The organism is Billgrantia saliphila, from assembly GCF_002930105.1.
Classification (GTDB): Bacteria; Pseudomonadota; Gammaproteobacteria; order Pseudomonadales; family Halomonadaceae; genus Halomonas; species Halomonas saliphila.
The window spans coordinates 177,422-191,275 of sequence record NZ_PJRN01000006.1 but is presented as its reverse complement, the minus strand read 5'-3'; the positions used below and the strand labels follow the sequence as shown (position 1 = coordinate 191,275).

At 59.1% G+C, this 13,854-nt stretch carries 12 protein-coding genes; 8 read left to right on the top strand and 4 right to left on the bottom strand.

Features of this window, described 5'->3' with window-relative positions; all coding sequences use genetic code 11:
• Positions 1-2: 2 nt before the first annotated feature.
• Positions 3-662 carry a TetR/AcrR family transcriptional regulator gene (locus CYJ07_RS09030; protein WP_104203361.1) on the bottom strand — a complete coding sequence of 220 codons (660 nt, stop codon included), beginning with the start codon at positions 660-662 and terminating at the stop codon, positions 3-5.
• 177 nt (positions 663-839) lie between these two features.
• Positions 840-1,838, bottom strand: a complete 999-nt coding sequence (locus CYJ07_RS09025) for a LysR substrate-binding domain-containing protein (RefSeq protein ID WP_104203360.1) — start codon at positions 1,836-1,838, stop codon at positions 840-842.
• Between the two features lie 168 nt (positions 1,839-2,006).
• Here CYJ07_RS09025 and CYJ07_RS09020 point away from each other — a divergent pair, with 168 nt between their 5' ends.
• The 7 genes from CYJ07_RS09020 to CYJ07_RS08990 all read left to right on the top strand — a co-directional run bounded on the left by CYJ07_RS09020 (position 2,007) and on the right by CYJ07_RS08990 (position 10,047).
• Positions 2,007-2,897 carry a dihydrodipicolinate synthase family protein gene (locus tag CYJ07_RS09020; RefSeq protein WP_104203359.1) on the top strand — a complete coding sequence of 297 codons (891 nt, stop codon included), beginning with the start codon at positions 2,007-2,009 and terminating at the stop codon, positions 2,895-2,897.
• A gap of 23 nt (positions 2,898-2,920) precedes the next feature.
• Positions 2,921-4,249: an NAD(P)/FAD-dependent oxidoreductase gene (locus CYJ07_RS09015; RefSeq protein WP_104203358.1), complete on the top strand. Its 1,329-nt coding sequence runs from the start codon at positions 2,921-2,923 to the stop codon at positions 4,247-4,249.
• 25 nt (positions 4,250-4,274) lie between these two features.
• Positions 4,275-5,780: an aldehyde dehydrogenase gene (locus CYJ07_RS09010; protein WP_104203357.1), complete on the top strand. Its 1,506-nt coding sequence runs from the start codon at positions 4,275-4,277 to the stop codon at positions 5,778-5,780.
• Between the two features lie 271 nt (positions 5,781-6,051).
• Complete coding sequence (dctP, locus tag CYJ07_RS09005; protein ID WP_231489581.1) at positions 6,052-7,086, top strand: TRAP transporter substrate-binding protein DctP; 1,035 nt, start codon at positions 6,052-6,054, stop codon at positions 7,084-7,086.
• Positions 7,087-7,166: 80 nt separating this feature from the next.
• Complete coding sequence (locus tag CYJ07_RS09000; RefSeq protein WP_104203355.1) at positions 7,167-7,676, top strand: TRAP transporter small permease; 510 nt, start codon at positions 7,167-7,169, stop codon at positions 7,674-7,676.
• A 66-nt stretch (positions 7,677-7,742) separates the two neighbouring features.
• Positions 7,743-9,041, top strand: coding sequence for a TRAP transporter large permease (locus CYJ07_RS08995; protein WP_104203354.1), 1,299 nt, complete (start codon positions 7,743-7,745; stop codon positions 9,039-9,041).
• 79 nt (positions 9,042-9,120) lie between these two features.
• The gene (locus CYJ07_RS08990; RefSeq protein ID WP_104203353.1) at positions 9,121-10,047 is read left to right on the top strand and encodes an ornithine cyclodeaminase family protein; all 927 of its coding nucleotides are present in this window, start codon (positions 9,121-9,123) and stop codon (positions 10,045-10,047) included.
• Between the two features lie 138 nt (positions 10,048-10,185).
• Here CYJ07_RS08990 and CYJ07_RS08985 read toward each other — a convergent pair whose 3' ends face one another.
• Complete coding sequence (locus CYJ07_RS08985) at positions 10,186-12,237, bottom strand: NADH:flavin oxidoreductase (RefSeq protein ID WP_104203352.1); 2,052 nt, start codon at positions 12,235-12,237, stop codon at positions 10,186-10,188.
• A gap of 174 nt (positions 12,238-12,411) precedes the next feature.
• Between CYJ07_RS08985 and CYJ07_RS08980 the strand changes: the two genes are divergently transcribed.
• The gene (locus CYJ07_RS08980; RefSeq protein ID WP_104203351.1) at positions 12,412-13,206 is read left to right on the top strand and encodes a pyrroline-5-carboxylate reductase family protein; all 795 of its coding nucleotides are present in this window, start codon (positions 12,412-12,414) and stop codon (positions 13,204-13,206) included.
• On the opposite strand, the gene CYJ07_RS08975 is transcribed toward CYJ07_RS08980, so the two are convergent.
• Positions 13,198-13,662, bottom strand: coding sequence for a thioesterase family protein (locus CYJ07_RS08975; RefSeq protein WP_104203350.1), 465 nt, complete (start codon positions 13,660-13,662; stop codon positions 13,198-13,200). The genes CYJ07_RS08980 and CYJ07_RS08975 overlap by 9 nt on opposite strands.
• Positions 13,663-13,854 lie beyond the last annotated feature (192 nt).

Below are 13,854 nucleotides of genomic sequence, written 5' to 3'. Positions count from 1 at the left end.
GCTCAAACGTCATTCGCAATGGGAGAGAGACTTTCGGCAGCGTAACCATGCCGGGCCTGGAAGCGCTGCAGCTCCCGGGCCTGTGGCGTCTGCCCGGTGAAGATCTCGACATAGGCGGGGATGCGCCGCATGCGAACCTCGAGCGCTTCCTGGGTCTTCATCGAGATATAGCCGATCTGGGTGAGGTAGATGGTGCGGCCACGCACGTTGGCCGCCAGCGGCTCAAAGCCGTAACGCTCGAACATGCGAGTCAGTGCCTCGATGCGCGTCTCGTCCGCGATATCGATCTCCTTGGCCACCTCTTCCGACTGCAGTGCCCAGCTGCGCATGGCGAACTCCAACTGGGAGTCGAAGAGTTCGGGGTTCAGCCAGCAGTCGAAGACATTCAGGATCGCCTCGACAATACTCTCGGCATAGGCCTCGGTCTGCCGCACCAGGCCCTGGGTGTTCTTCTCCCGCCAGCGCTCGATCAGAGCCTCCAGCAGCGCCTCGCGATCCTTGAAAAACCAGTAAAAGCTGGTTCGCGAGACGTCGAGCCGCTTGGCCAGCGGCAGGATCCGCACGCTATCGACGCCGGAATCGAGCAGCAACTCGAAGGCGGCGTCGAGCCAGGCCTCGCGGGATCCTTTCCATTTGGTGTTGCTGTCACTGCCGGTTGGCATCGAGATGTCTTCCTATCCTGGACGCGGTGCCACGAGGAGGCGCCAGCAAAAGCGGGAAGTGTACACTGGTGTCGGGTTTATGTACAAAAGCATGCTGTTGCTGACCGTCCGGCTCGCCACGTCAACAGGTTGGTTGAAGCTAGGCTCAACCCTCGAGTTACCGCGGGTGCGAGAGGTTTAGCGGGTCTGTCCCGCTGATAAGCCGGGCTCCTGTGTCATATCGCTCTGCTGCAAAAACCATTCCCGGAAGCGAATCATGGCCTCTTCATCTCCCTTGTCCTCTCGGTACGCCATGTAATGGCGTGTTTCCTCCAGGATGACCTCTTGCTCGACAGGCTTTGCCAACTGCCCTTTGTCGACTAGCGGACTGACGAGATGGTGCCAGCCCAAGGCGACGCCCTGATCATTGAGCACCATCTGGATCAGCAGGTTGTAATCATTGGCATTGAAGTAGTGAGGGCCCTGGGGCAGGCGGTCTTCGATGTCCAGGTGGTGGATGGCCAGCCATACCCCCCAGTCCACATGTTCGGCCACCTGGGAGCGCCCGTAGGGGCTCAGGTTGAGCAGCACGCCATCTCGCAGCCCCTCGAGAGTGCGGAGTTCAGGGTGGTCCGCTAGATAGCTCGGCGTACACACTGGATAGATCCGGTCATGAAACAGTGGAGTACTGACATAGCCATCGCGTACTCGAGACATCTTGGTGATGAAGATGTCTGGATTGACTCCCGGCTCCATGGTCAGGAAGTTCTGGGTCGTGACCAAGTTGAGATCTATGTCCGGATTGTCACTGAAAAAGCTGGGCAACCGGTGGGACATCCATAGCGCCGAGAAAGCTGGGGAACAGCAAAGCGTGAGGGTGCGCCTGGCATTGCTGCCGTGGTCCTTTTGAATACGTTCTGCGGCCTGAGCAATATTGATAAAGGATAATTGCGCGGCATCGAAGAAAATTGAACCGGCTTTAGTCAATTCAACCGAACGGCCGGCTCGCTTGAACAGGGGCGTACCGAGGTGGCTTTCGAGCTCGCGAATCTGCCGACTGATAGCCGCCTGCGTGACACATAGTGCCTCGGCAGCTCGGGTGAAGTTCTGATACTTCGCCGCAGCCACGAATGACCTCACCGCTCGCAGCGATGGCATCTTGAGCAGCTTCTGATCGGGATCGGTGTGTGTCGTCATATTCCAACTCGACCTGTCGGCACCGGATGCCGTTTCGCCACGAAGAGATAATCATAACATCCGGTCATGCTTTGCCAGGATTAAATGTTGCTTTTTCGGGGCAGAGTTGCCCTCGTACCATCGGTCTATCGGCTATTCCATTCATAAACAATCACAAAGGTAGTTTTTATGAACTTCGATGGTATCTGGACTCCTGTCGTCACGCCTTTCGCCCAAGACGGTGCCATCCAGCTCGACACGCTGGGTAAGGTGATCGATACCCTGCTCGACCAGGGTGTGCATGGACTGATTATCGGCGGTACGACCGGCGAGTATTACGCTCTCGGCAAGGATGAGCGCAAGCGAGTCCTCGACTTCGTCTCAGGGCATGCCAAAGGGCGAATCCCGATCATGGCGGGCATCAATGCGACGACCACCGAAGAGAGCCTGGAGCTTGGGCGACATGCCAAGGCTGCCCGATTCGATGCCATTCTCGTGGCGGCTCCCTATTATTGCCAGCCGACCCAAGAGGAACTGCTCACGCATGTACAGCGTATCGATGACGCTCTCGACATGCCTGCCATGCTTTATAACTTTCCTGACCGCACCGGCACCCCCATGAGCCTCGAGTTCATCGAGGCTCTGCGCGACCGTCCGAATTTTCAGGCGATCAAGGAGAGTACCGGTTCGATCGAGCGCATGCATGCACTTGCGAACGAGTTCACCGACCAGCTCCAGCTGAGCTGCGGGATGGACGATCAGGTACTTGAATTCTTCGTCTGGGGCGCGCGCAGCTGGGTCGGAGGTGCCTCCAACTTTCTGGCCCCGGAACATGTGGCCCTGTACCAAGCCTGCGTCATCGACCAGGACTTCGTCGCCGGACGCAAACTCGCCGCTCGCCTGCTGCCGATGCTGAACCTGCTCGAGCAGGGCGGGAAATTCTGCCAGTACATCAAGTATGGCTGTGAACTGGCAGGTCTGCCGGTAGGGCCGGCACGGGCTCCACTCATGCCGTTGAGCGAGGCCGAGAAGGGCAGTTTCCAGCGCACCTATGACGCCCTGGTGCAACACCGCGGCTGAGACCCGGCGCCGGAGATCCATTCATGCAGCTGAAATGTCGTTTTCTGCCCCAGAACGACGGCCGCTGTGGCTGGTACGAGATACTGCCGCCGCCGCCTGTATCGACACCGCTCAGGGGCGAGGTCAAGGCCGACTGGGTGGTGCTGGGAGCCGGCTTGGCCGGCCTGGCTGCGGCACGCCGGCTGGCCGAGCTGCAGCCGAACGCTGCCATCGCCATCGTGGATGCCAAGCGTGTCGGCTTCGGTGCAGCCGGTCGGAACTCCGGCTTCATGGTGGATCTGCCGCATGATCTGAACTCGCACAACTACACCGGGGATCAGTCCGCCGATCGTAAGCTCATCCGGCTCAATCGGGGCGCGATCGCCTATATGCGCGAGATCGTGCAGCGGCATGCCATCGAATGCGACTGGCGCGAGCGAGGCAAGCTGCACGGGGCAGTGGAGGCTCGCGGGTTGAAGGCCCTGGAAACGTTCGCCAAGGGGCTTTCGGTTCTAGGCGAACCCTACCGGGAGCTCAGTGCCCGCGACATGCAGGCAATAACCGGTACCGATTTCTATCGGGCCGGAATGCATGCGCCGGGTGCGGTGACGGTGCAGCCGGCTGCGCTGGTTCGTGGGCTCGGGGCCACCCTGCCGGCGAACGTTCGTCTCTACGAGGAAAGCCCCGTCCACAAGATCGATGTCGGCAAGCCTCATACGCTGGTGACCAACAAGGGCCAACTCACGTCGCCCCGGCTGGTTCTCGCCAATAACGCCTATGCTGGCCAGTTCAGCCAACTCGGATTCTCGGGTCGACTTCTGCCCATGTATACCTACGGCAGTTTGACCCGGCCCCTCAGCGCGCAGGAACAGGCGGATCTGGGCGGTGAGGAGAGTTGGGGGCTGATTCCGGCCGATCCGATGGGTACGACCGTGCGGCGTATGCGAGACGGGCGTATCTGTATCCGTAATGTGTTCACCTACAACCCGTGTGTCAGCACCAGTAAGAGTCGGCTGGCACGTGTGCGCTCCGTCCATCAGCGCTCGTTCAAGCGGCGCTTTCCCATGCTGCCGAACGTTGAAATGGAATACACCTGGGGCGGCGCACTGTGCCTGACCCGCAATGGCGGCGTCCCGTTTGGCGAGATCGCCCCGGGTGTCTTCAGTGCCGTGTGCCAGAACGGGTTGGGCCTGACGCGAGGCACCATCGCCGGAAAGTTGATCGCCGAGTATGCGCTGGGCATCGAGAGCGAACTGCTCGACATCATGTTGGAACAACCCAAACCTGCCGCCAATCCACCAGAACCGTTTCTTGGCCTGGGCGTGCGCTCGACACTTGCTTGGAAGGAGTGGCACGCCGGCAAGGAGCTTTGACTTACCTGATACGAGGAGAACAACAATGTCCGAGAACCTAACTCCTGACGCTATTGCGCGTCAGATAGAGCAGCTCGAATACCGCAATCTGGCCTTCATCGACGGTCGCTTCGTTCCCGCCTGCTCGGGTGAGACGTTCGAGACCCTGAACCCGGCTACCGGCGAGTGCCTGACGCGAGTTGCCGCCTGTGATGCCGTCGATGTGGATCTCGCGGTACAGGCCGCCCGCCGCGCTTTCGAGGCAGGCGTCTGGGCGGAGCTTGCCCCGGCCGAGCGCAAGGCCATCATGCAGCGCTTCGCCGACCTGATCGAAGCGCACTGCCTGGAACTGGCTGTCCTGGAATCCCTGGAAGCGGGCAAGCCGATCGGCGAGTGCTACAACGTCGATATTCCCGATACCGCCAACACCATTCGTTGGCATGCCGAAGCTGCCGACAAGCTCTACGATGCCGTGGCCCCCACCGAGAAAGGGGTGATTGCCACGGTGACCCGCGAGCCGATCGGGGTGGTGGGCGCGGTGCTACCGTGGAACTTTCCCGCCATGATGGCAGGCTGGAAACTCGGGCCGGCCCTTGTCACGGGTAACAGCGTGGTACTCAAGCCCGCCGAGCTGACCTCGCTCAGCACCCTACGGCTTGCCGAACTGGCATATGAAGCCGGAATACCGGCCGGTGTGCTGAACGTAGTGCCGGGCCTGGGCCATACCGCCGGCAAGGCCATCGGTCTGCACCCGGATATCGACCTTGTCGCCTTTACCGGCTCCACCGAGATAGGGCGTCGTTTCCTCGAATACTCGGCGGCCAGCAATCTCAAGCGAATCGTGCTGGAGTGCGGTGGCAAGAATCCGCAGGTGGTCATGCCCGACGTGAGCGACCTCAAGACCGTGGCGAGCAACGTCCTGGCTGCGGCCTTCTGGAACATGGGCGAGAACTGCTCGGCAGGCTCGCGGCTGATCGTGCATCGGTCGGTGAAGGATGCCCTAGTCGACGAGATGCAGCGTCAACTCGAGGAGGAGTGGCGTACAGGTGATCCTCTGGACCCCAACGTTCAGCTCGGTGCCCTCATCGAGAAGGATCACATGGACAAGGTGCTGGGCCATATCGAGCGGGCCAGGGCCGATGGGCTGTCTCTGGTAACCGGCGGGATGCGCATGCGGGAGGAGAGCGGTGGCTATTTCATCGCCCCGACGATCTTCGACGAGGTACCCAAGGATGCCGCAGTAGCACGGGAGGAGATCTTCGGGCCGGTGCTGGCGGTGATTCCGTTCGACACCGAGGAAGAGGCCATCACAATCGCCAACAACACCTGCTATGGCTTGGCCGCTTCGCTGTGGAGCGATGACCTTAGCACCGTACATCGCATGGCCGGTGCCATACGGGCGGGCACCGTCTCCGTCAACTGCTTCTCCGAGGGAGACATCACCACGCCATTCGGCGGGTATAAGCAGTCCGGCTTCGGCGGGCGAGACAAGTCGGTCTACGCCCACGATCAGTACTGTGAACTCAAGACCACCTGGATCCAGCTGTCCTGATCCAGCGTCAAGCAAGCAGCATCATAATATTCAGCCGCCTTCGTTCGCCTTCACGCGAGAGGCGGTTTGCTCGCTGACGGTGAGCATTGGCATGGGGAGGGTAGACCTCCCCCTCGATCGTGGCAACGATAACCTCAGGTACTGTTTTGTACAGAGGAAAAGTCGTTTCCGTTACCGTCGCCACAGTTATAGCGTTAAGAGATGCGTGGATGCGTGGCCATGGTCAGGCAACAATGAAGCCCAACTATAATAGTCGCCTGGAGAAGGTGTTATGTTTTCAAAAAACTCAATGATTCTTAGCTCGAATATAGCGGCAGCATCGATTATTGGTGCACTTGGTTTCTCGGCTTCCGCATGGGCAAGCGAAGAGGACATGAGATTTACGATGGCCACAGAGTCTGGAGACCGTGACTCGGTCCAAGGACAGGCCATCAAGCGAATCTCCGAGCTCATCGAAGAAGAGTCCGATGGAAGAATCACCATTAATGTCTTCTATCAGGATGAGATCGGCGGTCCTCAGGAGCTCTTCGATCAATTGGTCAGGGGAAACATCGACCTGATGCTGACCTGGCCCCATACATCCTACGACGAGCGGCTTGGGATTTTGCACCTTCCCTACTTGAGCCTTGGTTGGGATGAGGCCTTGGACACCTATGGCAAGGATGGCTGGCTTTTAGAGATCGTCGAGCCTATTTTCTCCGATATTGGCCTGCAGTATCTAGGGCCATTCCCGGAGGGCTTCGGCGGAATTGCCACCAAGGACACATACGCCACCAGCTACGAGGAGGCGCAGGAGAAGGGAATCAAGGTTCGCTCCCAGCCGATCTTCCCGCTGCCCCAGACGGTTCAAGCGATGGGCTTCCAGGCCGTGCCGATCGATTGGTCGGAGGTCTACACCTCCATTCAGACAGGTGTCGTCGATGGTGATTCCAGTAATGTGATCTACTGGGATTACACCTACTTCAACGATCTTCTCGATTACTTCGTCCACTCCAAGCACAACTTTTCATTTTACACTTTCCTGATGAATCAAGATGCCTGGAACGAACTCGACGAAGAAGACCAGGGTATCATCGCGGATGCCGTGGAAGTTGTGGTCAATGAGCAGTTCGAGAATGCCAGGGCCGAAGACGAAAAGTGGATTCAGAAGGCTCAGGAAGATGGCATGGAATATATCGTGCCTTCCGACGAAGAGATGGCTGCCTGGGTCGAGCGGGTCCGCGAGAGCGTGTGGGTCGAGGCGGAGGAGCCCTTGGGTGAGGATGTCATGAACGCGGTTCGCGAACATGCTTCTGAACCTCAGTAACGGCATTTTGGGTGACATGGAGTGTCGCCCTGCCACCCTGCGTTAGGGCGACTCCATGCAATACCTACTAGGGCAATGATATGAAGGGAATTAAGTATTATTTTGCCGTCTTCGATAATGCGGTCACGATGCTGATGAAGATTATCGTTACGGCGCTGGGCATTTTCGTCTCTTTCGCCATGGTGATCGGCATTGCTTCAAGGGCGCTGTTTAATGTGCCGGTATTCGGTCTAGAGGAACTGGTGCTGATGGCCGCCATGTGGCTGTACATGCTCGGGGCTGCCCTTGCCTCGAGGGAGAGGTCTCATCTCAGTGCCGACTTCATTCAGGCCTTCTCCACCAACCAAACCCTGCATGACGTCATGAGGCTGATCGCGACCTTACTGTCAATCGTTATGGCAATCTTTTTCGTAGCCTGGAGCTACAGCCTATTTTCATGGGGTTTCGAGAGAGGCCAAGTGACTCCGGTATTCAGCATTCCGCAATATATCTCCCAGGGAAGTCTTTTGGTTGCGAGTGTCTTGCTACTGCTTTACGCGGTTCGAGACATGGTTAATGACATAGGTAATTTTTTCAAACGTAATGGCTGAGTCAAACGCCAAGGACAACCAAGACGTCCTCTCCAAGAGACAACCTGACAATAATGGGAGTAACACATGGGTGCCCTGCTAGCGATAGGTGCAGTTGTAATATTAATGATCATAGGCGTGCCGGTCGTATTCTCGTTCGCTGCCATGACGCTCGTGCTTTCATTTGCCTATGATGTCGATGTCACATCTCTAATGACGACGGGATTCTGGTCCATCAACTCTATTATCTTGCTGGCCCTTCCGCTGTTCATCATGACAGGCTACTTGATGCAGTCAGGAGGGATTGCGGCCAGGCTGTTGCGTTTTGTCGAGGCTATCGTCGGTTCGTCCCGCAGTGGAATGGGAACTTCCATGGTAATGGCCTGCGGGATATTCGGTGCCATTTCGGGTACTGCCTCGGCCGCAGTGGCGTCTATAGGCACCATCATGATCGGTCCGATGGAAAAGCATGGTTACAGCCGCCCCTATTCCACCGCTCTGGTGGGAATCTCTTCGCTGCTCGGCTTGCTGATTCCGCCGAGTATCACCATGATTCTGTACGCCGTGGTCACCCGGCAATCCGTTGCGGCCGTGTTCCTGGCGACCATCGGTCCAGGCATCTTGCTGATCCTGTTCCTGTGTATCATCAACGCTATCAAGATGCGGAATAATCCCGCCTACAGCCCTCAAACGCTCGCCTTGAGCGACCGCTTTCGCCATATTGGCAGTACCGGCTGGAAGGCCATTCCCGCCCTGATGCTCCCGGTCATTATCCTGGGCGGCATCTACGGTGGCATCTTTACTCCCACCGAGGCCGCCGCCATCGCCGTGGTCTATGCCATTCCTGTCGGCCTGTTCGTCTATCGCGATCTTGACCTGAAAGCCCTGGCGCGGTGTTTCATCCAGGCCGCCACGACCACGGGCGTCATCATGATCATTCTGCTCTTCTCCTTCGTGGCCAGTCGTATCTTCACTTTCGAGCGAGTGCCACAGCAGCTGACCGAGCTGCTGCTCGAGCTCTTCAAGAACAAGTTGCTGATCCTTCTCATGGTCAATATCTTCTTGATCCTGATGGGAATGATCATGGATGACGTCAGTGTCGTGGCCATCCTCAGCCCTCTGCTGCTGCCGGTCATGGAGAGTATTGGTATTCATCCGGTGCATTTTGCCGCCATCGTGGGCACCAGCGTCGTCATCGGGTGCAACAGCCCGCCCATGGCGCCCATCCTGTTCATGAGCTGCCGGATCGGCCAGGTCGGGATGTCACAGGTCATCCGGCCCGCTTTCAGCTTCATGCTGCTGGCTGCGCTGCCGGTGATGCTGATCACGACCTACTGGCCGGCACTGTCGTTGTTCTTGCCCAGGCTGCTCGGCTACGTGAACTGAACGCATCTTGTTGGATCGAATGCGTCGATGCCTCTCAAAGCAATAAGGAGAGGCGCGGCTGACTACATAAGGTTTCGTAATGCGCTTAATTTCAGCTCAGTGTATCAGTTCGCTGCTGGATTGGGATGGGGTATTGGATGCCCTGCATACCGCTCATCTCGGTCCACGGCCAGTGGGCGATAGCTTCTTTCTTGGCGATTCGGAGTTTGGTCTTCTTGGTCGCGGCGTTATTCTTCCAGGCTTCGGCGCCGGAGTGAAGGTCGCTTCTATGTGCCCCGCAAATGGCCTTGCGACTCCTCCATGCCCGGTGGAAGATGCAGCTTACGTCGTCATTGATGAGAAGCACAAATCGATCAGCGCGATACTCGACGGCCCCGAGATAAGCCGCTGGAAGACGCCCGCCGACTCCGCGCTTGCCGGCCGACGGCTCAGCCGTGAAGATAGCTCCGTACTGCTGGTATTAGGAGCTGGCCCCATCGCAAAATCAGTGTTGGAAGTTTACCTGCACATCCGACCCGGTATACGCGAAGTTTTGCTATGGAATCGGACGCCAGAAAAGCTTAAGGAAACTCATGCTCACTTGGCATCCAGAGGCATCAGCGCGAAGATCGTTCAGGATCTTAATTCCGCAGTGAGTTGCGCTGATATTATCGCATCAGCCACAAGCTCTGCTACTCCGTTGATTTTCGGTGAGTTCGTCAAGCCTGGAACGCATATTGATCTTTTGGGTGGGTATCGCCCAGATATGCAGGAGGCCGATTCGAGTGCTCTGGCGAATGCCCGGATATTTGTCGATGATCGATCAACCGCAATGGTTTCAGGAGACATCCAAATACCGCTCCTAGCAGGAGTAATCAGTCAAGATCAGATTGAAGGCGACTTGTATGACCTTTGCCAAGACTCCAGCTTCGTTCGAAGCCAGGAGGATATAACAGTTTATAAAAATGCAGGTGGCGCTCATTTTGATCTAATCGTAAGCCAGTATGTCCTAAGCAGACTAAAATAACTTCGCAGATTCCGCTATCCTGCCATTCGAGTGAAGTATATGAGAGCCTGAAAGTTATCATTCATATCGCCTCCATTTTGAGGTGAACGTAAACAAGTCAGTCAGCTGAAACCGTTTACGCTCGGCAGCCCCCTTGAATCAAAGGTCCTTTACTAGCCGCAGGGCATCGTAGATCGCCGCATGGGTATTGCGCGACTCGACGGCATCGCCGATCCGGAACAGCTGGAAACCATCGCCGGCATTGCGAACGACGGCCTGGGGCCGACCGACGATCAGGTCGTCGTAGTTCACCTCGCCGCCGTTGCTCGAGTGCGGCTTGAGCTCGAAATAGATGTCGGCCATCGGCGTGATGCCGTAATTGACCACCACCTGGTCGATGCGCCGCTCGAGATCCAGGTCCAGTTGACCTTGAGTTACATAATCGCTGGTGATCTTGGCGAGCAGCTCGCTGCCGTCGCGCTGGACGGACCTCAACCGATAAGTGGGCGTAAAGGTGACGTTGGGCCGCTGCAGGGATCGCATGTACGGCACCAGGTTCATGGCCATGATCTCCGCCGAGAAGGTGCGGTCGGGGGTCATGATCTCCAGCTCGGCCCCCGTGGCGGCAATGATCTCCGCGGCCTGCATGGCGGCATGGTCGCCGGCATCGTCGAACAGCAATACCTTTTTACCTGGCGGCATGTGCCCGGACAGTATGTCCCAGGTATTGACCACGAGTTCGTTCCCGACCTCGGGCTGGTCTTCCATGGGGTAGCCGCCGGTGGCCACGATCACCACATCCGGCTTCTCTGCGAGCACGTCCTCGACCTCGGCCCAGACGTTATAGCGGATCTCGACGCCGAGTGCCTCGCAGCGCTCCAGGCGCCAGTCGATGATGCCCATCATCTCGCGGCGACGCTCGCTCTGCGCCGTGAGGCGCACCTGTCCGCCGGCATCGCTGGCGGCTTCAAGCACCACTACCTCATGGCCTCGCTCGCCGGCAACGCGGGCGGCTTCCAGCCCCGCGGGTCCGGCGCCGACGATCACCACCCGACGCTGCCGCGCTGCCTGGGGGATGGCGTGGGGCATGGTGGTTTCCCGCCCGGTGGCGGCGTTGTGGATACAGTAGGCGGCCCCGCCCTGGTAGATGCGGTCGAGACAGTAGTTGGCGCCGACGCAGGGACGGATCTCTTCCTCGCGGCCCTCGACGATCTTGCGCACGATGTGCGGGTCGGCCATGTGGGCACGGGTCATGCCGATCATGTCGACCTTGCCCGAGGCGATGGCATGGCGGGCGGTGGCGACATCCTGGATCTTGGCCCCATGGAAGGTGGGGAAGTCCACCTCGCGGCGGATCTCACCGGCAAAGTCGAGGTGTGGGGCGCTGGGCATGCCCTGGATGGGGATCACGTCGGTGAGGCCCGGGTCGGTGTCGATATGGCCGCGGACCACGTTGAGGAAATCGACCAGGCCGCTCTCCTTCAAACGCCGCGATATCTGCATCCCGTCGCTGGCTGTCAGCCCGCCCGGCAGCATCTCGTCGCCGGTGTAGCGCACGCCGACGATGAACTCCTCTCCGACCCGCTGGCGAATGGCGCGCAGCACATCGAAGGTGAAACGCAGCCGGTTGTCGAGATCGCCCCCGTAAGGGGCCTCGAGGGTGTTGGTCAGCGGTGACCAGAATTGATCCATCAAGTGGCCATATGCCATCAGCTCGATCCCATCGAGGCCGGCCGCGTGCATGCGCTCGGCAGCATCGGCGTAATCGCGGATCAAACGCTCGATGTCCCAATCCTCGACCTGCTTGGGAAAGGCACGATGGGACGCTTCGCGACGGTGCGAGGGCGACACCGCCGGCAGCCAGTCGCCCTTGTCCCAGCGGGTACGCCGGCCTAGGTGAGTCAATTGAATCATCACCGCGGTGCCGTGCTCGTGGCAGGCGTCGGTGAGCTCCTTCATCCACGGAACCACCTCGTCTCTGTAGGCCAGGATGTTGTTGAACACTGGCGGGCTGTCCTTGGCCACCGCTGCGGACCCGGCTGTCATCGTCAGGCCGAGGCCAGCCTTGGCCCGCTCGACATGGTAGGCGCGGTAGAGCGCCTTGGGCATCCCGTCCTCGGGGTAGGCGGGCTCGTGGGATGTCATCATCAGCCGGTTCTTCAGGGTCAGATGCTTGAGCTGAAAAGGCTGCAGCAGCGGGTCGTTGGCCATGGTCGGGTCTCGCTCTTGTTATATGTTTGCCAAAGTCAGTCATGTCTGTACATGATAGTCATCCCAATGTACAAAAGTGTACATAGATTGGAAAGTTTCCGATGCGAGATTGGTCATGAGACAGCATGATCCGTCGACGGCGAGGCGCCGGTCCTGACAAGAGGAGGTGGAAACATGTCGCAAGATGCTGTGATCGGCATCATCGGCGGGCAGGGGTGGATGGGGCGTGCGCTCGGTATGGCTCTGCTGGAGCAGAACCTCGTGTCTCCCGAGCGGCTAGTGATTTCCTCGCGTTCCGGCCGTGGCGAGGCCTACCGCGACTGGGCCGACGTGCGTTGCGTCGAGGACAACTGTGAGCTGGTTGCCCTGGTGGACGTCATCGTGCTCTCCGTGCGCCCGGAAGATCTCGCCGGCCTCGACATAAAGGCGGACGACAAGCTGGTCGTCTCCCTGCTGGCGATGGCTTCCTTGGAGGAGGTAACCAGCCGCGTAGGCAGTCGCAGGGTAGTACGTGCCATGCCCAACGCGGCGGCGGAGATCCGCCGGGCCTACTTTCCGTGGTTTGCCTCGCCGCAGGTCAACGATGCCGACAAGCGGCTCGTCCAGGTGCTGCTGGCGAGCTGCGGCACGCCGCGAGAACTCCCCACTGAGAGCGATCTCGACTACCTGACGGCCCTGAGCGGTGCCGGGCCGGCCTATCCTGCCCTGTTGGCCCAATCGATGCTGGAGCACGCCAGGGGGATGGGGCTCCCCGACGAGATTGCCCGCGAGGCCGTCATGCAGACCCTGGTGGGCGGCAGCCTGCTGCTGGAAAAGCTGGGTACCGAGCCCGGCGACATGGTAGAGCGGCTAATCGCCTATGACGGCACCACGGCAAAAGGGTTGAAAACGATGAAGGAGGAGGGCCTCGTCCGGGCGATTCATCGCGGGCTCGATGCGGCGCATCGGGCAGCAGGCGGCTCACAGTAGGGACCGCGGGATGCCGATACGTCGCCCGGCGGCCTCTGGCCAGGCGTTGGCGTCGGCATGCGGCAGGGTATCGATGGCTTCGACCACGGCCGGCGGGAAGGGGGCCGGTCGGTGGCTTCGCATATCGATGCCCATCAGCATCTGCTCGCTGGTCGCAAGCAACTCGCCGTTGTCGTCGTGCATGGTGAAAAACAGGTGCAACCGCTTGGCGTCACGGTCGAGCAGCAGAACCTCGACGGCCAGTGCCTGCCCCTGGTGGGCCTCGCGCCGGTAGCAGAGATGGGTCTCCAGCGTGAAGAGCGTATGGCCCAGGCGCTCGCGCCCTTCACTATCGAGGCCGATCCGCTCCATCAGCGTGTCCACCGCCAACGAAAAGACCCTCGCGTATTCGGCATCGTTCATGTGACCGTTGTAGTCGACCCACTCCAACGCGACCCGGATCGCCAATAATGTCATCGCTGGTTTCCCCTTGATTCAGTATTCATCTTTAGTCGGCGAGGCGGAGCCAACCGAGTGGTTTCCCCAAGAATCGGTCTCAATACCGCAAATGCAACTACCAAGAGTCGAAATAGCGCTGAAAAGCTTTCCTGAGGTAAACCTGGCTTTCTTGGCTAAGGTATGGGAGAAACCTCTCCAGGGCGATAGCCC

Bases quoted from the DNA above. Each gene is read 5' to 3' on its own strand.
- CYJ07_RS09030 (WP_104203361.1), bottom strand. From the start codon at position 662: ATGCCAACCGGCAGTGACAGCAACACCAAATGGAAAGGATCCCGCGAG.
- CYJ07_RS09025 (WP_104203360.1), bottom strand. From the start codon at position 1,838: ATGACGACACACACCGATCCCGATCAGAAGCTGCTCAAGATGCCATCG.
- CYJ07_RS09020 (WP_104203359.1), top strand. From the start codon at position 2,007: ATGAACTTCGATGGTATCTGGACTCCTGTCGTCACGCCTTTCGCCCAA.
- CYJ07_RS09015 (WP_104203358.1), top strand. From the start codon at position 2,921: ATGCAGCTGAAATGTCGTTTTCTGCCCCAGAACGACGGCCGCTGTGGC.
- CYJ07_RS09010 (WP_104203357.1), top strand. From the start codon at position 4,275: ATGTCCGAGAACCTAACTCCTGACGCTATTGCGCGTCAGATAGAGCAG.
- dctP (WP_231489581.1), top strand. From the start codon at position 6,052: ATGTTTTCAAAAAACTCAATGATTCTTAGCTCGAATATAGCGGCAGCA.
- CYJ07_RS09000 (WP_104203355.1), top strand. From the start codon at position 7,167: ATGAAGGGAATTAAGTATTATTTTGCCGTCTTCGATAATGCGGTCACG.
- CYJ07_RS08995 (WP_104203354.1), top strand. From the start codon at position 7,743: ATGGGTGCCCTGCTAGCGATAGGTGCAGTTGTAATATTAATGATCATA.
- CYJ07_RS08990 (WP_104203353.1), top strand. From the start codon at position 9,121: ATGCGCTTAATTTCAGCTCAGTGTATCAGTTCGCTGCTGGATTGGGAT.
- CYJ07_RS08985 (WP_104203352.1), bottom strand. From the start codon at position 12,237: ATGGCCAACGACCCGCTGCTGCAGCCTTTTCAGCTCAAGCATCTGACC.
- CYJ07_RS08980 (WP_104203351.1), top strand. From the start codon at position 12,412: ATGTCGCAAGATGCTGTGATCGGCATCATCGGCGGGCAGGGGTGGATG.
- CYJ07_RS08975 (WP_104203350.1), bottom strand. From the start codon at position 13,662: ATGACATTATTGGCGATCCGGGTCGCGTTGGAGTGGGTCGACTACAAC.